At 50.1% G+C, this 21,088-nt stretch carries 20 protein-coding genes; 11 read left to right on the top strand and 9 right to left on the bottom strand.

The features are described 5' to 3' along the window. The first annotated feature begins 31 nt into the window (after nucleotides 1-31). The gene (locus ACJHYW_RS10265; RefSeq protein ID WP_211180512.1) at nucleotides 32-85 is read left to right on the top strand and encodes a protein YriB; all 54 of its coding nucleotides are present in this window, start codon (nucleotides 32-34) and stop codon (nucleotides 83-85) included. Nucleotides 86-181: 96 nt separating this feature from the next. Here ACJHYW_RS10265 and uspA read toward each other — a convergent pair whose 3' ends face one another. Beyond that, nucleotides 182-616 (bottom strand): universal stress protein UspA, encoded by a 435-nt coding sequence (gene uspA / locus ACJHYW_RS10270; RefSeq protein WP_000323571.1) that lies wholly within the window; start codon nucleotides 614-616, stop codon nucleotides 182-184. 390 nt (nucleotides 617-1,006) lie between these two features. On the opposite strand from uspA, the gene uspB reads away from it, so the two are divergent. Continuing rightward, complete coding sequence (gene uspB, locus ACJHYW_RS10275; RefSeq protein ID WP_000626187.1) at nucleotides 1,007-1,342, top strand: universal stress protein UspB; 336 nt, start codon at nucleotides 1,007-1,009, stop codon at nucleotides 1,340-1,342. A gap of 70 nt (nucleotides 1,343-1,412) precedes the next feature. On the opposite strand, the gene pitA is transcribed toward uspB, so the two are convergent. Further along, a complete protein-coding gene (gene pitA, locus ACJHYW_RS10280) occupies nucleotides 1,413-2,912 on the bottom strand; it encodes an inorganic phosphate transporter PitA (RefSeq protein WP_000902780.1) in 1,500 nt (499 codons plus the stop codon). Between the two features lie 231 nt (nucleotides 2,913-3,143). Between pitA and ACJHYW_RS10285 the strand changes: the two genes are divergently transcribed. Next, complete coding sequence (locus ACJHYW_RS10285; RefSeq protein ID WP_000439205.1) at nucleotides 3,144-4,346, top strand: NAD(P)/FAD-dependent oxidoreductase; 1,203 nt, start codon at nucleotides 3,144-3,146, stop codon at nucleotides 4,344-4,346. Between the two features lie 313 nt (nucleotides 4,347-4,659). Here ACJHYW_RS10285 and ACJHYW_RS10290 read toward each other — a convergent pair whose 3' ends face one another. Then, the gene (locus ACJHYW_RS10290) at nucleotides 4,660-5,712 is read right to left on the bottom strand and encodes a DUF2776 domain-containing protein (RefSeq protein ID WP_001028902.1); all 1,053 of its coding nucleotides are present in this window, start codon (nucleotides 5,710-5,712) and stop codon (nucleotides 4,660-4,662) included. Between the two features lie 382 nt (nucleotides 5,713-6,094). Here ACJHYW_RS10290 and ACJHYW_RS10295 point away from each other — a divergent pair, with 382 nt between their 5' ends. The 8 genes from ACJHYW_RS10295 (at nucleotide 6,095) to ACJHYW_RS10330 (ending at nucleotide 15,561) form a co-directional block, all read left to right on the top strand. Beyond that, nucleotides 6,095-7,684 carry a DUF4049 domain-containing protein gene (locus ACJHYW_RS10295; protein ID WP_000862333.1) on the top strand — a complete coding sequence of 530 codons (1,590 nt, stop codon included), beginning with the start codon at nucleotides 6,095-6,097 and terminating at the stop codon, nucleotides 7,682-7,684. 261 nt (nucleotides 7,685-7,945) lie between these two features. Further along, complete coding sequence (locus ACJHYW_RS10300; RefSeq protein ID WP_001361524.1) at nucleotides 7,946-9,568, top strand: DUF4049 domain-containing protein; 1,623 nt, start codon at nucleotides 7,946-7,948, stop codon at nucleotides 9,566-9,568. Nucleotides 9,569-9,757: 189 nt separating this feature from the next. Beyond that, nucleotides 9,758-9,871 carry a protein YhiY gene (yhiY, locus tag ACJHYW_RS10305; protein WP_001315057.1) on the top strand — a complete coding sequence of 38 codons (114 nt, stop codon included), beginning with the start codon at nucleotides 9,758-9,760 and terminating at the stop codon, nucleotides 9,869-9,871. Nucleotides 9,872-9,933: 62 nt separating this feature from the next. Continuing rightward, complete coding sequence (locus tag ACJHYW_RS10310; RefSeq protein ID WP_000361497.1) at nucleotides 9,934-11,001, top strand: HlyD family secretion protein; 1,068 nt, start codon at nucleotides 9,934-9,936, stop codon at nucleotides 10,999-11,001. After that, the gene (rbbA, locus tag ACJHYW_RS10315) at nucleotides 10,998-13,733 is read left to right on the top strand and encodes a ribosome-associated ATPase/putative transporter RbbA (protein ID WP_061092822.1); all 2,736 of its coding nucleotides are present in this window, start codon (nucleotides 10,998-11,000) and stop codon (nucleotides 13,731-13,733) included. The genes ACJHYW_RS10310 and rbbA overlap by 4 nt, the downstream gene beginning before the upstream one ends. Beyond that, nucleotides 13,733-14,857 carry an ABC transporter permease gene (locus ACJHYW_RS10320; RefSeq protein WP_001314210.1) on the top strand — a complete coding sequence of 375 codons (1,125 nt, stop codon included), beginning with the start codon at nucleotides 13,733-13,735 and terminating at the stop codon, nucleotides 14,855-14,857. The genes rbbA and ACJHYW_RS10320 overlap by 1 nt, the downstream gene beginning before the upstream one ends. A 72-nt stretch (nucleotides 14,858-14,929) precedes the next feature. Next, nucleotides 14,930-15,205 (top strand): type II toxin-antitoxin system HicA family toxin, encoded by a 276-nt coding sequence (locus ACJHYW_RS10325; protein ID WP_001260301.1) that lies wholly within the window; start codon nucleotides 14,930-14,932, stop codon nucleotides 15,203-15,205. Beyond that, the gene (locus ACJHYW_RS10330) at nucleotides 15,202-15,561 is read left to right on the top strand and encodes a type II toxin-antitoxin system HicB family antitoxin (RefSeq protein WP_000593555.1); all 360 of its coding nucleotides are present in this window, start codon (nucleotides 15,202-15,204) and stop codon (nucleotides 15,559-15,561) included. The genes ACJHYW_RS10325 and ACJHYW_RS10330 overlap by 4 nt, the downstream gene beginning before the upstream one ends. Before the next feature lie 119 nt (nucleotides 15,562-15,680). Here the strand turns inward: ACJHYW_RS10330 and nikR are convergent, their stop codons facing one another. Genes nikR through nikA form a run of 6 tightly spaced genes read right to left on the bottom strand, consistent with a single transcriptional unit; the run spans nucleotide 15,681 to nucleotide 21,002 of the window. Beyond that, entirely contained in the window at nucleotides 15,681-16,082 is a 402-nt protein-coding gene (gene nikR, locus ACJHYW_RS10335; RefSeq protein ID WP_001190062.1) for a nickel-responsive transcriptional regulator NikR, read from the bottom strand. A gap of 4 nt (nucleotides 16,083-16,086) precedes the next feature. Beyond that, complete coding sequence (gene nikE, locus ACJHYW_RS10340) at nucleotides 16,087-16,893, bottom strand: nickel import ATP-binding protein NikE (protein ID WP_061092823.1); 807 nt, start codon at nucleotides 16,891-16,893, stop codon at nucleotides 16,087-16,089. After that, nucleotides 16,890-17,654 carry a nickel import ATP-binding protein NikD gene (gene nikD, locus ACJHYW_RS10345; protein ID WP_001136211.1) on the bottom strand — a complete coding sequence of 255 codons (765 nt, stop codon included), beginning with the start codon at nucleotides 17,652-17,654 and terminating at the stop codon, nucleotides 16,890-16,892. The genes nikE and nikD overlap by 4 nt, the downstream gene beginning before the upstream one ends. After that, nucleotides 17,654-18,487 (bottom strand): nickel ABC transporter permease subunit NikC, encoded by an 834-nt coding sequence (nikC, locus tag ACJHYW_RS10350; protein ID WP_001008963.1) that lies wholly within the window; start codon nucleotides 18,485-18,487, stop codon nucleotides 17,654-17,656. Before nikC ends, nikD begins: the two co-directional genes overlap by 1 nt. Further along, a complete protein-coding gene (gene nikB / locus ACJHYW_RS10355) occupies nucleotides 18,484-19,428 on the bottom strand; it encodes a nickel ABC transporter permease subunit NikB (RefSeq protein ID WP_000947080.1) in 945 nt (314 codons plus the stop codon). Before nikB ends, nikC begins: the two co-directional genes overlap by 4 nt. Beyond that, nucleotides 19,428-21,002, bottom strand: coding sequence for a nickel ABC transporter substrate-binding protein (gene nikA / locus ACJHYW_RS10360; RefSeq protein WP_000493131.1), 1,575 nt, complete (start codon nucleotides 21,000-21,002; stop codon nucleotides 19,428-19,430). Before nikA ends, nikB begins: the two co-directional genes overlap by 1 nt. Nucleotides 21,003-21,088: the final 86 nt, after the last annotated feature.

Below are 21,088 nucleotides of genomic sequence, written 5' to 3' on the forward strand. Positions count from 1 at the left end.
CCAGCTGATCACACTAATGATGGAAAATATGATGGTGTTAAATGTTGTATTGGCAGGGGATTTTGATTGCGTACGCAGACCGTAGGCCAGATAAGGTGTTTACGCTGCAAGGTAACAAGGCGCGCCAAAAAGCAAAACGCCCGCATATGCGGGCGTTCAGGAACACGTCGTAGAGGGAAGATTATTCTTCTTCGTCGCGCAGCGGAACAATCAGCATATCAACGTGAACGGTGTTGATCAGCTGACGTGCGGAAGACATCAGTTTGCTCCAGAAGTCCTGGTGGTGACCACAAACCACCAAATCCATATCGTATTTCTTGATTGCATCGACCAGAACCTGGCCCAGGTCGCCGCTGCCACTCAGGGTTTCAGTGATTGGGTAGCCTGCATTAGTGGAAAGCTCGGTCAGTGCATGATGTGTCTCTTCAGAGATGCGTTTCTGCATATCACCCAGATTCACATCAATAAGCCCGGTGTATAGGTCAGAGTAGTTTACATCTACGTGGATCAGAGAAACTTTCGCATTGTAGGGGCGAGCCATAGAGACTGCTTTCTCTACCAGAACTTTGCTTTCCGGGGAGAGGTCGACCGCGATGAGAATGTGTTTATAAGCCATAGTGTTACTCCTTCCATAAAGTTGTCGATGACTGGCCAGCTAGCGTTTCTTGTGCCGTTACGTCACCCGCGTCCTGCGAACTACGTGCGCGGGGCTAACCCAGCCGTAAAGATTCAGTGTTAAGACCATCCTTACCTTATAGCGACCCGGATGATCCGTCAATCCGCCTTGCTTACTCGTTAGATAAACAAATTTTCGACATGAATATATTGATAGTGGTTAACCTTCTGGAAAAAAAACAACCTGATCTCCTACACTATCTATAGAGCCGCTCGGATGTTGGTCACCACAAAAGCGGTTTCTCCAGGACCTGGTGTTAACTGATTGGCAGCGTATCGGGAGCGGTAGCCCCGGGGTGGAACTCCGCGGGCAGGTCGCCGGGGAGGAGGTATGATAAGCACCGTCGCATTATTTTGGGCTTTATGTGTCGTTTGCATTGTTAACATGGCGCGCTATTTCTCATCACTACGCGCGTTGTTAGTGGTACTGCGTAACTGCGATCCATTGCTCTATCAATATGTTGATGGAGGGGGCTTTTTTACCTCACATGGCCAACCCAACAAACAGGTGCGTCTCGTTTGGTATATCTATGCCCAACGTTATCGCGATCATCACGATGATGAGTTTATTCGCCGCTGTGAGCGGGTGCGTCGGCAGTTTATTCTGACCAGCGCATTGTGTGGTCTGGTGGTGGTCAGCCTGATTGCATTGATGATTTGGCATTAAGCACTTCAGCAATAATGACGCATAAAAAAAGCGGGCCAGTAAACTGACCCGCTCGTTTTGGTGCGTACGATTACAGGAACTGCAAGGAGAGCCAGTACAGCCCGCCGGAAAGCAGTACCGCAGCCGGAAGGGTAAATACCCAGGCCATCAGAATACTGGTTACGGTTTTACGCTGTAAGCCGCCGCCATCTACCACCATCGTCCCCGCGACAGAAGAGGAGAGTACGTGAGTAGTGGAAACCGGCATCCCGGTATAACTTGCCAGGCCGATAGACACTGCCGCCGTCATCTGGGCAGACATCCCCTGAGCGTAGGTCATGCCTTTCTTACCGATTTTCTCACCGATAGTCGTTGCCACACGACGCCAGCCAATCATCGTACCGATACCTAACGCCAGCGCGACCGCCATGATGATCCACACCGGCGCATACTCGATGGTGCTAAGCATGTCGGACTTCAGTTTCTTCAACAGACGCTGATCGTCAGCACTCACACCAGGCATCTTCACCACTTTATCGATAGTGTCAGAAACGCACAGCATAATGCGGCGCATCTGGCTACGTTGATCAAGCGACAGCTTGTCGTAGCTTTCCACATCGGTAGTCAACATGCCTTTCAGGCGGTTGAGCGCGTTAATGGTATTCGACGGATGGCAATGGAACTCCGCGGGTTGCGTTGCGCCAGCTTCCGGAGCCGGTACTAACTGATCAGCACCGGTAGCCTGTTTCAGCAGTGCAGGATGCTGCTCAAAGTAAGCTTCGACGTTGTTGATGGCATCACGGGTACGGGTGATTTCGTAGCCAGTGGCATTCATGTTCACCACGAAGCCTGCTGGTGCGACACCAATCAATACCAACATAACCAGACCAATGCCTTTCTGACCATCGTTCGCGCCGTGCGAAAACGCCACGCCGATAGCGGAAAGGATCAGCGCAATACGCGTCCAGAACGGCGGCTTTTTCTTGCCGTCTTTCTTTTCACGCTCCGCTGGGGTCAGGTGGATACGGGCGCGTTTCTTGGTGCCGCTCCAGTAGCGACGCAGCAAGAAAATCAGACCGCCAGCAAACACCAGGCCGACAATAGGGGAAACGATCAGAGAACCGAAAATACTTAATACTTTCGGGATATTGAGTGCATCCACCACTGACGTCCCGGTCATCAACGCATTGGTTAAACCAATCCCGATGATCGCGCCAATCAGCGTATGAGAGCTGGATGCAGGTAAACCAAAGTACCAGGTACCAAGGTTCCAGATAATCGCCGCCAGCAACATAGAGAACACCATGGCAAGGCCATGAGACGATCCCATATTAAGCAGCAGATCCGTCGGCAGCATATGCACAATGGCATAGGCAACACTCAGACCACCCAGCAAAACACCCAAAAAGTTGAACACCGCCGCCATAACCACGGCGAGCTGAGAACGCATCGCGCGGGTATAGATAACGGTTGCCACGGCGTTGGCTGTGTCATGGAAACCATTGATGGCTTCGTAGAACAGCACAAAAGCCAGTGCAAGCAATAATAACAGCCCGGTATGCAAATCCAGGCCAGCAAACAAATGTAGCATAGGACGTTACGCCATTTTGAGGACATGAACGCGGCGCATTATCAGTGACTTTCGCGGCGCGGGCAAAGTGAAATATAGACTTTTTTTGATTTGCCTCCTGTATGGATTTCACTCAAAAAATAATTATCTTATATAATTCAGGCAAATACTTCCTTTTAGTAATATTGATGCTGGTGCGACCACTGAGGAATCTTTACAATTCACGCCCGTTTTTTCTTAGAGGAGCGCAACGTGGAAAGGTTTGATGCCATTATTATAGGCGCTGGTGCGGCAGGTATGTTCTGTTCTGCGCTGGCAGGTCAGGCAGGACGCCGGGTTCTGCTGATCGATAATGGTAAAAAACCAGGGCGCAAAATCCTCATGTCTGGCGGTGGGCGCTGCAACTTTACCAACCTTTATGTCGAACCGGGCGCTTATCTGAGCCAGAATCCGCATTTTTGTAAGTCTGCACTCGCGCGTTTTACCCAGTGGGATTTCATTGATCTGGTCAATAAACACGGCATCACCTGGCACGAGAAAACGTTAGGGCAACTCTTCTGCGATGACTCCGCGCAGCAGATTGTCGACATGCTGGTGGATGAGTGCGAGAAGGGCAATGTGACCTTCAGATTGCGTAGCGAAGTGCTGAGTGTGGCGAAGGATGAAACAGGCTTCACGCTTGAACTGAACGGCATGACTGTCGGTTGCGAAAAGCTGGTCATCGCGACCGGTGGGCTGTCAATGCCGGGGCTGGGCGCATCGCCGTTTGGTTATAAGATTGCCGAACAATTTGGCCTCAACGTGCTGCCGACCCGCGCGGGCCTGGTGCCATTCACTCTGCATAAACCGTTGCTCGAAGAGTTACAGGTGCTGGCGGGCGTGGCGGTGCCTTCCGTGATTACCGCTGAAAACGGCACCGTTTTCCGTGAGAACTTACTCTTCACCCACCGCGGCTTATCTGGACCGGCGGTGTTGCAAATTTCCAGCTACTGGCAACCGGGTGAATTTGTCAGCATCAATCTACTACCGGATGTGGACCTCGAAACCTTCCTGAATGAGCAGCGTAATGCACATCCGAATCAGAGCCTGAAAAACACACTGGCGGTTCATCTACCGAAGCGGTTGGTTGAACGCTTACAGCAACTCGGGCAAATCCCGGATGTTTCGCTAAAACAGCTCAACGTGCGTGACCAACAGGCACTGATTAGCACATTGACCGACTGGCGCGTACAACCCAACGGCACTGAAGGCTATCGCACTGCCGAAGTGACGCTCGGCGGCGTGGACACCAACGAACTCTCTTCACGGACGATGGAAGCGCGCAAAGTGCCTGGGCTGTACTTCATCGGTGAAGTGATGGACGTCACTGGTTGGCTGGGAGGCTATAACTTCCAGTGGGCGTGGTCGAGTGCGTGGGCTTGTGCGCAGGATTTGATTGCAGCGAAGTCGTCCTGAGCTATTTCCTAAAGATGAAAATTATTAGAGTCGCATTAAAAATGAGCTAATTTTGATAGTGGTTATCTTGTGATTATTTTCTAATGAGCCTGTGAACTGAAACCCTCCATGCTTAATATAAGGTGGAGGGAAAGGTGATTAAAACTCCCCCAGTGGCCAGATCTTTATAAAATATGAACAGGTTGAAAAAATCAGCAACTTTGCTGTTTATTTATACTTAACCACTATGCATTAATGCTGCGTTATTTCATGATACCTAAGAAAAACCAGCGTTACGCAAATAATCAACGCTGGTTTATCCGGTACGTTGCAATTATTTTTTAGCAGAACCCGCTTCTAATATTGAAACGATTGAGAACAACGTAAAGCATACCGCTCCCAAACCGACCAGAACCCGCGAAGGAATAAAATACCCTATGTCGGTCTGCGCCATTTCCGCAAGAAACGATGCCAGGAAAAGGCAAAACAGGCAGGTGAAGACGGGAATCATCGGTATTCTGTTGGCTAACGAACAGGTACGTCTCCAGACCAGTGCCAGTAGCCAGACTTTTGAGAATATGCTGTAACAGATCATTCCGAGGCAAATGAGAATAATGCCGGGAGCCAGTCGGACGCTTGCATCGGAGCTGACTAAGACGTATATGCCCTGCAGCACCGTGATTGAGCCGAGAATAATAACCCAATAACACCACAGCCAGTGTTCTTTGGATGAGAACGTATTACGTGTTTGATGGACGATTGTGGCAACAAGGCCAATTAGACAGGCACAGATTGCGGTTAACCCAAGCAATACGTGACCGGCGACATAATGCGGAGTTATGTCAGCACTACGTAACAGCGTAATAGACCAAATGAAACCGAGCAGGGTGAGTAAAACGGGAACGGCAATGAGGCAATTACCGATTAATGAAGAATAAGCCTGTACCGGTGTTCCGTCGCTCTTGCTCCCCGCTGCGTTTTTAGGAATGAGCAGAAAGTGACCGGATGATGCTGCCACTGTCGATACACAGGCGGCAATCATACCAACGCCAAAAATAACATGGCCGGCAACAAACTCGTCTGCCATCACATCATTGCCTGCTAACAGTGCCCAACCCCATATCATGGTGATAATTGACCCCGCATAGCCAATAATGGGGAACAATGTATTGTAAAACGTATTAACGCCGCGCGTGAGCTGCGAAATGATAATAAATGCGGTAGTGAATAATGCCAGGCATATGGCTGCCAGAGAAATGAGCACATGACCCGCGACGAAATACTCACTTTGCCCAGAACTTTCCAGTACAAAGCCACCTAACGCGATACAAATTAAGCCCATAATTAAAGGGATTAATTTGAAAAGCCACCCGATATATATGTTCACTTTAAACTCCTCAGGTATCCCTGCTAATATTGAAATGTGCATTAATGATAATTTCAGCCTGTTAATATAATGACGAGATATCATTAAAGACAAATGCATAGCATAACTATAGCGGGATTTACTTTGCAGAGCGCTACTTTTCAGCGTTCAAAAGGCCATGGTAAATAAATATTTATCCTAAGATTAATTCTTATTCTGTTGTTTTTTACAATTATCTTCCAGGGAGGGATTCTTTTTCATTATTTGGTAAAAGACCGGATGGTATCGGTGCTTAAAATCATCGAACATATAAGTATTATTGCTTTGTATCATCGTAAATATGTCTTTCAGACATGTGTCATTTATTTTGTTACTAACAAGTCAAAAATATCACGGGTTATTTATGAAAGTATTTCACAATATATTTAAGCACATCTCTTCAAACCATCAAGATAAGCATTCAGATAAAGTTAACAGTCATCAACACCATGGAAAGGTTGATAAAAAACATCGTTCAAAGATAGTTGAAATTGATAAGCTGGATAAACATTTGCAAATAGATAACGATTTTGGCCTGCATATCATCTATTTCCTGCAACATGGCTGCTGGAACGTAACTGAACATAGTTCTCAGATAGAAAAAATATGGTTTTACAATAGTGAGCCATCTATAGATATTAAAGAATATAATAGTTTCGCCGATAATACTACTGACACGTTTATCTTTACAATTATACCAGACAATAACCATGTGATAAAATTATCGTCTCCCATTACCGTTACGATTGAGCGTAAGGACGGTTATTATTTTATTAATTTCTCCGGGGATAAATCAGACATAATTTATAAAGTTGATGGGTTTTCTATCATAGAGAGAAATTTCTTTACTCTTCTTAGTGGTAATTTCAAACCTGACTGGCGTTGGGCTGTCTCTAAAGAGACGTTTACTAAGGAAAAGTTTGATAGCTATGTTGAATCTGTTTTTTCAAAAATAGACTTTTATAAACAGTGTGGTGTGATTAACCCACAAAATGCCAACACGGCTTATTTTGGCGATACAGATGGAAGAGTAGGCGCTGTACTTTATGCATTGCTCGTTTCAGGGCATATAGGCATCAGGGAAAAGGGGTGGAGTTTATTATGTGATTTATTAAAACACGAAGACATGGCTTCATTCGCATATGAAAATAAAAAGTTGAAAAAACTCTTCACTTTATTAGATAAGAGAGACATGTTCTTGAATGAGTTGCATCAACATGTTTTTTTAAAAGGCGATGCGATTACCCCTTGTATCTTCCTTGGGGATCATACAGGCGATAGATTTAGTACTATTTTTGGTGATAAATATATCCTTACTTTGCTAAATTCTATGCGAAACATGGAGGGTAATAAAGATAGTCGTATAAATAAAAATGTCGTCGTTCTGGCTGGAAATCATGAAATCAATTTTAATGGTAACTATAGTGCACGACTAGCAAATCATAAACTCTCTTCCGGTGATACATATAACTTAATTAAAACGCTCGATGTTTGTAATTATGACTCAGAAACGAAAGTTTTAACCAGTCATCACGGAATAATAAGAAATGAAGAAAATGAATGTTATTGTCTAGGTGCTTTGCAGGTTCCATTTAATCAGATGAAAGACCCAATTGATCCTGAGGAATTAGCAAATATATTTAATAAAAAACATAAACAACACATGGATGATCGTCTTATCCATCTAATTAGAAGCAATGCTATAGCATCCACACCTGTATATGACAATTATTTTAATAACACTACTGCTTTCAGACCAAAACCTGAAGATATCTTCAAATGTGGACAGACGCTCAAAAAAAGTAAACAGAAATATGGCCATTATGGATTAGGGGTAGATCAGCATCAAAAAATTGATAATTATATCATGGGGCTAAATTCCTGGAAGATAGCACCTAACGAACGTGGTGATAAAAAAGGTGTCCCAGGGCTTAGTTGTTTTCAACCACATTAAAACCCCATGAGTGCTGTGGTATGTCTTTTTAATCCTGCCAGTATTTCATAGTTTTTCTTAATCGATTGTAGAGGCATGTACTGATGACGCCTCTACAATCTTTAGGGACTTTCTCTACTATGAGATAAGAAATTTCATATTATGCTTTAAGGCTGAATGATTTGTGAAAAATATAATTATTTTCCCGTCGAACATGAGGTGTATGTCATAAGATTAAATGATAACTATGTATTCCTTGCGGTGAATTATATGAGGTAAAAGATGAAACTTGGAACTGTGGCAGGTACTAACGACAGTATAACGACTATCGCAACAAATGATATGGTGCAAGAGCATGTTACTAACTTCACTAAAGAACTGTTTGGGTATATTGCAAATGGTATAGGTGATGATATATCAAGTATTGCCAGGACAATGCTCGGTGAAGTTGTGGAAAAAATTGATGATTGGCAAATAGAACGTTTCCAACAATCTTTTCAAGATGACAAAATTTCATTTACCATAGAAACGAATCATTCAGAAAAATATAGTATGCTATCGGGCATGCGTGCCCATATTCTACGTAGGAATAATAGTTATCAGTTTATTGTGACAATTAATAGTAAAAATTACGGTTGCCCTCTTGATGATACCGATATTAATTGGTGCAGCATTGTTTATTTACTTAATAATATGACAGTAAATGATAATGCTAATGATGTTGCAGTTACTGAGTCGTACAAACCCATCTGGGACTGGAAAATATCGCAATATAATGTATCTGATATTAAATTCGAAACAATTATAAAACCCCAGTTCGCTGACAGAATCTATTTCTCCAATTGTTCACCCGTTGATCCCACAAGTACCAGACCAACCTATTTTGGTGATACCGATGGCTCAGTCGGTGCAGTTTTGTACGCGCTTTTCGCAACGGGACATTTGGGAATTATGGCTGAAGGAGTAAATTTTCTTAGCCAGTTGCTTAATATAGAAGATGAAGTTCTCAATGTTTTATTAAGGGAAAACATTAATGAGGAACTAGACATTAATGTTAATACAATAATCAGTATTCTGAACAGAAGAGATGTTGTTTTAGAAAGTATTCAGCCATATTTAGTTATTAATAAAGGCGCAGTGACGCCATGTACGTTTCTGGGGGACCAAACCGGCGATCGATTTAGTAATATCTGTGGCGATCAATTTATCATCGATTTGTTAAAACGCATAATGAGTATCAATGAAAATTTTCATGTATTAGCTGGTAATCATGAAACGAATTGCAATGGTAACTATATGCAGAACTTCACGCGTATGAAACCACTTGATGAGGATACCTACGACGGGATAAAAGATTATCCTGTATGTTTCTATGACCCCAAATACAAAATAATGGCAAATCATCATGGGATAACTTTTGATGATCAGCGAAAACGTTACATTATAGGACCGATAACAGTCTCTATTGATGAAATGACCAATGCTCTCGATCCGGTCGAATTAGCGGCAATTATTAATAAAAAGCATCATACTATAATTAATGGTAAAAAATTTAAAACTAGCCGGGCTATCTCTTGTCGATCCTTTAATCGTTATTTTTCTGTTTCGACAGATTACAGACCTAAACTTGAAGCACTATTAGCATGCTCACAAATGTTAGGTATAAATCAAGTTGTTGCACATAACGGAAATGGTGGGAGAGAACGCATAGGTGAAACGGGGACAGTTTTAGGTCTTAACGCCCGTGACAGTAAACATGCTGGAAGAATGTTCAGCATGCATAATTGCCAAATTAACCCTGGTGCGGGGCCTGAGATAACCACTCCCTGGAAGTCTTACCAGCATGAAAAAAACAAAAATGGACTTATGCCTTTGATTAGAAGGCGCACAATGTTACAGCTCTGAACCATAGACAACATGAATATTAATGTTACTATCTGGTTGAGACTGTTGATAAAACGTAATAAGGAATGCTCTGTTCCTGCAACTGAACAGGCGTGAAACGCTATCCAACAGGATGGATACCGTTTTGTCAGCCAGTTTTATAGATCACACTTATGAGTATGCGTGTTTCATTTACGGCCAGGAATGCTGATGATGACAACATTACTACCCGTTTTCACTAAGCCTTCCACGTTGGCGCTCAATGCTCTGCGCGCTGGTCGTATTTGCCGTTTCCTTCTTATCCCGGATGGAAGAATCCGCTGAACGTCGTTCGGCGGCAGTTGTAACACGCGTCGTTTGCTTACAGGGATTATGGCGGGTCGATTATGGATAAGAGTAAGCGCCATCTGGCGTGGTGGGTTGTCGGGTTACTGGCGGTGGCCGCTATCGTGGCGTGGTGGCTGTTGCGCCCGGCAGGTGTGCCGGAAGGCTTTGCTGTCAGTAATGGGCGCATTGAAGCGACGGAAGTGGATATCGCCAGCAAAATTGCCGGGCGTATCGACACCATTCTGGTGAAAGAAGGCCAGTTTGTTCGAGAAGGTGAAGTGCTGGCGAAGATGGATACTCGCGTGTTGCAGGAACAGCGAATGGAAGCCATCGCGCAAATCAAAGAAGCACAAAGTGCCGTTGCCGCCGCGCAGGCTTTGCTGGAGCAACGCCAAAGCGAAACTCGTGCCGCACAGTCGCTGGTTAATCAACGCCAGGCAGAACTGGACTCCGTAGCAAAACGTCATACGCGTTCCCGCTCACTGGCCCAACGGGGGGCAATTTCTGCGCAACAGCTGGATGACGACCGCGCCGCCGCTGAGAGCGCCCGAGCTGCGCTGGAATCAGCAAAAGCCCAGGTTTCTGCTTCTAAAGCCGCTATAGAGGCGGCACGCACCAATATCATTCAGGCGCAAACTCGCGTCGAAGCCGCGCAAGCCACTGAACGGCGCATTGCCGCAGATATCGATGACAGCGAACTGAAAGCCCCGCGTGACGGACGCGTGCAGTATCGGGTTGCCGAGCCAGGCGAAGTGCTGGCGGCAGGTGGTCGGGTACTGAATATGGTCGATCTCAGCGACGTCTATATGACCTTCTTCCTGCCAACCGAACAGGCGGGCACGCTGAAACTGGGCGGTGAAGCCCGGCTGATCCTCGATGCCGCGCCAGATCTGCGTATTCCTGCAACCATCAGTTTTGTCGCCAGCGTCGCCCAGTTCACGCCAAAAACCGTCGAAACCAACGATGAACGGCTGAAACTGATGTTCCGTGTCAAAGCGCGTATCCCACCGGAATTACTCCAGCAGCATCTGGAATATGTCAAAACCGGTTTGCCGGGCGTAGCGTGGGTGCGGGTGAATGAAGAACTTCCGTGGCCTGAAGACCTGGCGGTGAGGTTGCCGCAATGACGCATCTGGAACTGGTTCCCGTCCCGCCTGTCGCGCAACTGGCGGGCGTGAGCCAGCATTATGGAAAAACCGTTGCGCTGAACAATATCACTCTCGATATTCCGGCCCGCTGTATGGTCGGGCTGATTGGTCCGGATGGCGTCGGGAAGTCGAGCTTGTTGTCGTTGATTTCCGGTGCCCGCGTCATTGAGCAGGGCAATGTGATGGTGCTGGGCGGCGATATGCGCGACCCGAAGCATCGCCGTGACGTTTGCCCGCGCATCGCCTGGATGCCGCAGGGGCTGGGCAAAAATCTCTACCACACCTTGTCGGTGTATGAAAACGTCGATTTTTTCGCTCGCCTGTTCGGTCACGACAAAGCGGAGCGGGAAGTGCGAATCAATGAGCTGCTGACCAGCACCGGGTTAGCACCGTTTCGCGATCGTCCGGCAGGGAAACTCTCCGGCGGGATGAAGCAAAAACTTGGGCTGTGCTGTGCGTTAATTCACGACCCGGAACTGTTGATTCTTGATGAGCCAACAACGGGGGTTGACCCGCTCTCCCGCGCCCAGTTCTGGGATCTGATCGACAGTATTCGCCAGCGGCAGAGCAATATGAGCGTGCTGGTCGCCACCGCCTATATGGAAGAGGCCGAACGCTTCGACTGGCTGGTAGCGATGAATGCCGGAGAAGTGCTGGCAACTGGCAGCGCCGAAGAGCTGCGGCAGCAAACGCAAAGCGCCACGCTGGAAGAAGCATTTATAAATCTGTTACCGCAAGCGCAACGCCAGGCGCATCAGGCGGTAGTGATCCCACCGTATCAACCTGAAAACGCAGAGATTGCCATCGAAGCGCGCGATCTGACCATGCGTTTTGGTTCCTTCGTTGCCGTTGATCACGTCAATTTCCGCATTCCACGCGGGGAGATTTTTGGTTTTCTTGGTTCGAACGGCTGTGGTAAATCCACCACCATGAAAATGCTCACCGGACTGCTGCCCGCCAGCGAAGGTGAGGCGTGGCTGTTCGGGCAACCGGTTGATCCAAAAGATATCGATACTCGTCGCCGGGTGGGCTATATGTCGCAGGCGTTTTCGCTCTATAACGAACTCACCGTGCGGCAAAACCTGGAGTTACATGCTCGTCTGTTTCATATCCCGGAAGCGGAAATTCCCGCGCGAGTGGCTGAAATGAGCGAGCGTTTTAAGCTCAACGACGTTGAAGATGTTCTGCCGGAGTCATTGCCGCTCGGCATTCGCCAGCGGCTTTCGCTGGCGGTGGCGGTGATTCATCGCCCGGAGATGTTAATCCTCGATGAGCCTACTTCTGGTGTCGATCCGGTGGCGAGGGATATGTTCTGGCAGTTGATGGTCGATCTCTCGCGTCAGGACAAAGTGACTATCTTCATCTCCACTCACTTTATGAACGAAGCGGAACGTTGCGACCGCATCTCCCTGATGCACGCCGGAAAAGTGCTTGCCAGCGGTACACCGCAGGAGCTGGTTGAAAAACGCGGAGCCGCCAGTCTGGAAGAGGCATTTATCGCCTATTTGCAGGAAGCGGCAGGGCAGAGCAGCGAAGCCGAAGCGCCGCCCGTGATACACGACACCAGCCACGCCCCGCGTCAAGGATTTAGCCTGCGCCGTTTGTTTAGCTACAGCCGCCGCGAAGCACTGGAATTGCGCCGCGATCCGGTCCGTTCGACGCTGGCGCTGATGGGAACAGTGATCCTGATGCTGATAATGGGTTACGGCATCAGTATGGATGTGGAAAATCTGCGCTTTGCGGTGCTTGATCGCGACCAGACCGTCAGTAGCCAGGCGTGGACGCTCAATCTCTCCGGTTCCCGTTACTTTATCGAGCAGCCGCCGCTCACCAGTTATGACGAGCTTGATCGCCGGATGCGTGCGGGCGATATCACCGTGGCTATTGAAATCCCACCCAATTTCGGGCGCGATATCGCGCGTGGTACGCCCGTGGAACTCGGTGTCTGGATCGACGGTGCGATGCCGAGTCGTGCCGAAACGGTAAAAGGTTACGTGCAGGCCATGCACCAGAGCTGGCTACAGGATGTGGCGAGCCGACAATCCACACCCTCCAGCCAAAGCGGGCTGATGAACATTGAGACGCGCTATCGCTATAACCCGGACGTAAAAAGCCTGCCAGCGATTGTTCCGGCGGTGATCCCGCTTCTGCTGATGATGATCCCGTCAATGCTAAGCGCCCTTAGCGTGGTGCGGGAAAAAGAGCTAGGGTCGATTATCAACCTTTACGTTACCCCCACCACCCGTAGCGAATTTTTACTTGGCAAACAGCTACCGTACATCGGGCTGGGAATGCTGAACTTTTTCCTGCTCTGCGCCCTGTCGGTGTTTGTGTTTGGCGTACCGCATAAAGGCAGTTTCCTGACGCTCACCCTGGCGGCGCTGCTGTATATCATCATTGCCACCGGAATGGGGCTGCTGATCTCTACTTTTATGAAAAGCCAGATTGCCGCCATTTTTGGCACTGCGATCATCACGTTGATTCCGGCGACGCAGTTTTCCGGGATGATCGATCCGGTAGCTTCGCTGGAAGGTCCAGGACGTTGGATCGGCGAGGTTTACCCGACCAGTCATTTTCTGACTATCGCCCGCGGAACGTTCTCGAAGGCGCTGGATCTGACTGATTTGTGGCAACTTTTTATCCCGTTGCTGATAGCCATCCCGCTGGTGATGGGCTTAAGCATCCTGCTGCTGAAAAAACAGGAGGGATGATGCGCCATTTACGCAATATTTTTAATCTGGGTATCAAAGAGTTGCGCAGTTTGCTCGGTGATAAAGCGATGCTGACGCTGATTGTCTTCTCGTTTACGGTGTCGGTGTATTCGTCAGCGACCGTTACGCCAGGATCGTTGAACCTCGCGCCGATCGCCATTGCCGATATGGATCAATCGCAGTTATCGAACAGGATCGTTAACAGCTTCTATCGCCCGTGGTTTTTGCCACCGGAGATGATCACCGCCGATGAGATGGATGCCGGGCTGGACGCCGGACGCTATACCTTCGCGATAAATATTCCGCCTAATTTTCAGCGTGATGTCCTCGCCGGACGCCAGCCAGATATTCAGGTGAACGTCGATGCCACGCGCATGAGCCAGGCATTTACCGGCAACGGGTATATCCAGAATATTATCAACGGTGAAGTGAACAGCTTTGTCGCGCGCTACCGTGATAACAGCGAACCGTTGGTATCGCTGGAAACCCGGATGCGCTTTAACCCGAACCTCGATCCCGCGTGGTTTGGCGGGGTGATGGCGATCATCAACAACATTACCATGCTGGCGATTGTGTTGACCGGATCGGCACTGATCCGCGAGCGTGAACACGGCACGGTGGAACACTTACTGGTGATGCCGATAACGCCGTTTGAGATCATGATGGCGAAGGTCTGGTCGATGGGGCTGGTGGTGCTGGTGGTGTCGGGATTATCGCTGGTACTGATGGTGAAAGGCGTGCTGGGCGTACCGATTGAAGGCTCGATCCCGCTGTTTATGCTGGGCGTGGCGCTGAGTCTGTTTGCCACCACGTCAATCGGCATTTTTATGGGGACGATAGCGCGTTCGATGCCGCAACTGGGGCTGCTGGTGATTCTGGTGCTGCTGCCGCTGCAAATGCTTTCCGGTGGCTCCACGCCGCGCGAAAGTATGCCGCAGATGGTGCAGGACATTATGCTGACCATGCCGACGACACACTTTGTCAGCCTCGCGCAGGCCATTCTCTACCGTGGTGCCGGATTCGAAATCGTCTGGCCGCAGTTCCTGACGCTGATGGCAATTGGCGGCGCATTTTTCACCATCGCACTGCTGCGATTCAGGAAGACGATTGGGACAATGGCGTAAGGAAGGGAAACTTGACTTCATATTGTGATGTCATACTATTGATGTCATAAAGTGAAGTCATAAGGACATGCCATGAGAACCCAGGTACAGGCTTTACGGAAGAAACAAAAAAATACATTGGATCAAATATTTAAATCTCCTGTTCCTCAAGGGATTAAGTGGTCTGATATAGAGTCACTGGTTAAAGCATTAGGCGGAGAAATTAAGGAAGGAAGAGGTTCGCGTTGTAAGTTCATACTAAATATGAGCGTTGCGTGTTTCCATCGGCCTCATCCGTCGCCAGATACCGATAAAGGCGCTGTAGAAAGCGTGCGTGACTGGTTACTAAGTATAGGGGTAAAACCATGATCAAACTGAAGACGCCAAACTCTATGGAGATTGCCGGGCAACCTGCTGTTATCACTTACGTGCCAGAACTGAATGCATTTCGTGGCAAATTCCTGGGCTTGTCAGGTTATTGTGATTTTGTCTCTGACAGCATTCAGGGGCTGCAAAAAGAAGGGGAGCTTTCCCTGCGAGAGTATCTTGAGGATTGTAAAGCTGCGGGTATTGAGCCGTATGCGCGTACAGAAAAGATTAAGACCTTTACATTACGCTATCCAGAATCGCTGAGTGAACGCCTTAATAATGCGGCTGCGCAGCAACAAGTCTCTGTAAATACTTATATTATTGAAACGCTAAATGAGCGTTTGAATCATTTATAAATTTTAGCGGCGTGCATTACGCAGAGTATCTGCCTTTACAGGATCTATCTATGTAACTGAACTTAATTTTATAAATTAAGTTCAGTTAATATCTTTTCTTTCCTCGTTTTAGAAATAACTCAATCTTCCTTCGGCAAGCACTGCAAATGCCCGTGCCGCACGCCGCGCTGGGCGATGACGTCATCGGCAAAATGCTGCACGTCGCCCATGTCACCTTTCAGCACGGCGATTTCCAGACAGTCGTCGTGATTAATGTGCACATGCAGCGTGGCGACCGAGAGATCGTGGTGATGGTGCTGGGTGGAGACAATACGGCTGGCTAAGTCGCGTTTTTCGTGTTCATACACATAGGAGAGCACTGCGAAACCTTGTGTGCCGTGCTGCTGGGTGGCCTCTTGCGCCAGGGCGCTACGCAGAATATCGCGGATAGCTTCGGAACGGTTGTTATAGCCACGACGCTGGCTCAGGCTGTCCAGCGTCTCCAGTAAATCGTCATCAAGCGTGATGGTAACTCGTTGCATAGACTTAAACCTTTTCTGTGGCGCGACGGCGCACGGGGTATGCGGGTAATACCGCGTTTTGTAGCACACGTCCGGCGTTAGAGGAAAAGGTTAATTTATCTCCCACCACCTGGGTTTCGACGATTTGTCCGTTGTCCATCACCATCACTCGCTGGCAAAAGCGTTCCACCAGGCGTAAGTCATGAGTGATGAACAGGCAGGCAGTGCCAAACTGTTGTTGTAGCTTTTTCAGCAGGCGAATGACGCCCGCCTGTAACACGAGATCAAGGTTAGAAACGGCTTCATCCAGAATCAGTAGTTTCGGTTCGACCGCCAGCGCGCGAGCCAGGCAGACGCGCTGGAGCTGACCGCCGCTTAACTGCGGTGGGCGTTTGTCTAGAACGCTGTCATCGAGATCGACCGCCTTCAGCATTTCGCTGGCGCGCGCCAGTTGTTCGGCTTTTTTCAGCGATAGCAGGTGTCGCATCGGTTCTCGCAGGATCTCGCGCACGGTTTTGCGCGGATTCACGGCGCTGATGGAGTCCTGAAATACCATCTGAATATCGCGGCGGAACGCTTTACGCTGGGCGCGATTGAGCTTTGCCAACGGTTCGCCGCGCCAGCTAATATTCCCTTGTGAGGGAGACTCTAAGCCTACCAGCAGCCGCGCGAGAGTGCTTTTTCCGCAGCCGCTGCGCCCCAGCAGAGCGACGGTTTCGCCGCTTTTCAGGGTCAGGGAAACGTTATTCAGCACCGCCTGGTGTTGATGTTTTCCGCTAAATCCACCGTGCGCATAGTGATGGGAAAGGTCGGAGACGTTAAGTAAAGTCATGATGCCAGCTCCATACCGTAGAGGGCGAGATGAGCGGAAACCAGGCTGCGCGTTACCGCATGTTTGGGGGCATTAAACAGCGTTTCTACATCGCCCTGTTCAACAATCTTACCGTGAGACATTACCGCCACGTCATCCGCCAGACGCGCTACCACGCCCATATCATGGGTAACCAGCAGCATTCCCGGTGCTTGTTTTTGCATAATGCTTTCCAGCAGATCGAGGATGCGCGCCTGTGCTACCACGTCGAGATCGGTGGTCGGTTCATCGGCGATGATAAACGGCGATTCACACAACACCGCCATCGCAATCATCATGCGCTGCAACATGCCGCCGCTCATCTCGAACGGGTAGAGCTTCAGCACGCGCGCGGCGTTTTCCAGCCCCACCGCTTCTATGGCAGCGGTAAGCGTAGCGTCATCGGCGGGTTTCCCCAGCGCCAGGCAGGTTTCCCGCGCGTGGGTGTGCATGGTGTGAAGCGGATTAAAGGCACTGCGCGGGTTCTGCATGATGGTGGCAATTTTGATGCCGCGCAGGGCACAGGGAGAAACCGGTTTGCCATCGGCTAAAATTTCCCCCGCCGTCTGGCGAACGCCTGCGGGCAGAATGCCCAGCGTCGCGGCGCAGGTCAGTGATTTCCCGCTGCCGCTACCGCCGACTAACGCCAGCACACGCCCGCGTTTAAGGGTTAACGATACGCCGTGCACCAGCGGCTGCGCGGCCTGTAGCGCGATATTACGTAGTTCAATCTGTTGCGGCATTAGTGTGCGTGCTCCGTCACCAGATGAGGGTCCAGATGATCGCGCAGTGCGTCACCCACCAGGTTAAAGGCCATCACGCTGATAAACAGCGCCAGCCCCGGCCAGAACATTTGCAGCGGCTGAGTCCAGATATACTGGCGCGCGTCGTTAATCATCACGCCCCATTCGGCGGTAGGCGCGGTCACGCCGAGGCCGAGGAAGGACATCCCCGCGACGTGCAGCATCATATGACCAATATCCAGCGTCGCCAGCACCAGCAGCGAGGGGATCACCGCGCCTGCCAGATGATCGACAAACACCCGCACATGGCCCGCGCCGGAAAGCCGTGACGCCAGCACAAACTCGCGCTGGCGTAGCGAAATCACCAGGCTGCGCACCATGCGCGCATACCACGCCCAGTGCGACAGGGCGATGGCGATAATCACGTTGGTCAACCCGGTGCCGAGTACGCCGACCATAAAGAACGACAGAATCGAGGTCGGGAAGGTCATAAACATATCCGCGACGCGCATGGTGGCCTGATCAACGCGCCCGCCAATCAGCCCAGCGCTGCCGCCAATAACCAGCCCTAATGTCAGCACCAGCAGCAGGCAGGCCATTACCGAGCCGAGCGACACGCGGGTCGCCGCCATCAGCCGCGAGAAAATATCGCGCCCTAAATGATCGGTACCCAGCCAGTGCTGCGCATCCGGTGAAAGCAGGCGCGACGGCAGATCAATCGCCTGTGGGTCATACGGCAGCCACCACTGGCTGGTGAGCGCAATCAGTGCCAGCAGGGCGATAATGATCAGCGCCAGGCGAACCGACCAGCGGGAGGAGAGGAAAAAGTTCACGCGTGGGCTCCTTCATGACGACGAATACGCGGGTCCAGCGCGGCGTTGAGCAAATCGACAATCAAATTACAGACCACAAAAACCACCACCATCATCAGCGTAAAGCACTGGATCACCGGATAGTCACGGTTGAAAATCGCCGACACCGCATAGCGCCCGACGCCCGGCCAGGCAAAGATGTTTTCGATAATCATCGTCCCGCCAATCAGTTCGCCAATGTGCATCCCCACGGCGGTGATCATCGGCAGCGAGGCATTGCGCAGGATGTGGCGGCGTTCGGTCTGTTTGTCGTTCAGGCCGCGCAGTCGCGCCCAGGTCACATGACGCTGACCGGCGACGTCCAGCATACTGGCGCGCAGCAGACGCGCGTTAATCGCCAGCGACATAAAAGCGATGGAAACCGCAGGCAAAATGATGTGCTGCCAGCCGCCGTAACCCATCGCGGGCAGCCATTGCAGATACACTGAAAATGCCATCACCAGTAAAAACGCCAACCAGAAGTTAGGCATCGACACGCCAAGAAACGCGATAAAACGCACGGCGAAATCCGGCAGGCGGTCGCGATGGCGCGCCGCCCAGATGCCGAGCGGCACGGAAGTGAGCAGAATTAATACCAGCGCCGCACCCGCCAGCTCCAGCGTGGCGGGCAGGAAGGTCAGCATATCGTCCAGCACCGGGCGTTGGCTGGCGAATGAGATACCAAAGTCAAGATGCAGCGCTTTCCACAACCAGGTTCCGTACTGCACGTACAACGGCTGATCCAGCCCCAGCATGGTGCGGGTAGAAGCCAGCATTTCCGGCGTCGGCGGCAGGTTAGACAGACGCAGATAATCGAGCGCCGGGTCGCCGGTGCCGAGGCGCAGCATCAGAAAAATGATCACCGAGGCGGCGAGCACCATCGGGATCAGCAGCAGAAAGCGGCGTAATACATAACGCAACATTAAGGTTTCACCGGTTTAATCTGTTCGAACGGGATTTCGGTGGCGATCGGCGCGTAGGGGATGTTACCCAGTTCCGGTTTTGAAACCACCATCATTGAGATATAGCTGATGGGCAGATAAACCGCCTCGTTATGCAGACGGGTCAGAATGTCGCGATACAGTGCCTGACGTTGTGTTTCGTCGTGTGTCGCCAGCACTTCGCCAATCTCTTTATCAATCAGTGGCTTGTCGGCTAAACCTTGCTGTGCCTGGAAGTCAGCGTGCGACGGTACGCGCATTGAACTCAGGAAGGCGTGTGGATCGTATGGCGCGCCCCAGGTACGGTGGAAAATCATGCCAAAACGACCGTCGCGCTGACGAGCATAGATACTGCTCTCTTCTTCGCCGATCAGCGTGACATCCGCGCCAATCTGGCGCATATCAGCCTGAATGATTTCGGCCATTGATTTGCTTAACGCATCGGTGCCGATGAACGACAGTTCAATGCGCAGCGGCTGACCATTTTTCTCGCGGATGTCTTTGCCTGCGGGCAGCGTCCAGCCTGCTTGTTCCAGCAACGCTTTCGCTTTCTGCGGATCGTACTGGCGCGGTTTCAGGCCGAGATTGGCATAGGGCACGGAAGGGGCAAACAGGGTGTCGGCGACCTGCTGGGTGCCATACAACGCGTTATCGATCAGCGATTTTTTGTTTACCGCGTAATTAAGAGCTTCACGGACTGCCAGCTCGTTGGTGGGGGCTTTGGCAGTATTGAGCGCCAGCATCACGGTTTCGATCGGCTGTGACAGTTGGGTGTGGTAAGCCGGGTTCTGGCTAAAGCGGGCGAAGGTATCGAGCGGTAATAGCCCTTCATTACCGTATAGTAGATCGATATCGCCGGTTTCAAACGCTACTGCGCGGGTAGTCGGGTCCGGGATCACGTTAAAGGTGATCTTTTTAATCGCCGGCTTTTCGCCCCAGTAGTTTTCGTTACGGACGAAGACATCGTACTGATTCAGTTTCGATTCCTGTAAAACCCACGGCCCGGTGCCAATCGGCGCTTTAATTCCGTTCATGGTTTCGTGGTTTTTAAACTGCGAGGGGGCGATAAAGCGGAAAGGACGGGGCAGGGCCAGTTCTTGCAGGAAAGGGTAGTAGGCGCTTTTCAGGGTGATTTGCAGCTCGGTTTTACTGAGAGCTTTGACATCAACAATCTGGTTTGCCAGCTCCAGCCAGGCGTGACGTTGACGGTTGTCGAGCACAGCGCGGAAGTTTTCTGCCGCGGCCTCTGCATCAAACGGTTCACCGTTAGAGAATTTCACATCATCACGCAGGGTGAAGGTCCAGGTTTTGCCATCTTCTGAATGGGTCCAGCTTTTTGCCAGCCACGGGATCACCGAACCGTCTGCCTGATATTTCACCAGTGGTTCATAAACCATGCTCTGGGCGAACATTTGGTTAGGCGTGTAAAGGTGCGGGTTTAGTGGCCCGACATTCACCGGCCAGGCGGTGGTGATTTCATCTGGTGCAGCGGCATGGACGATAAAAGACGCACAAGCCAGCAGCGCAAATAGAGTGCGGCGGAGTGTAGAGAACATGGTAACCCCAATGGATTAAAATAGATGGCGGAAATAAGTATGACGATTTTAAGTATTCGTCATACTGATTACCTGTTCTGGATCAA

It is taken from the genome of Escherichia sp. WS3063, assembly GCF_046486595.1.
GTDB classification, from domain to species: domain Bacteria; phylum Pseudomonadota; class Gammaproteobacteria; order Enterobacterales; family Enterobacteriaceae; genus Escherichia; species Escherichia coli.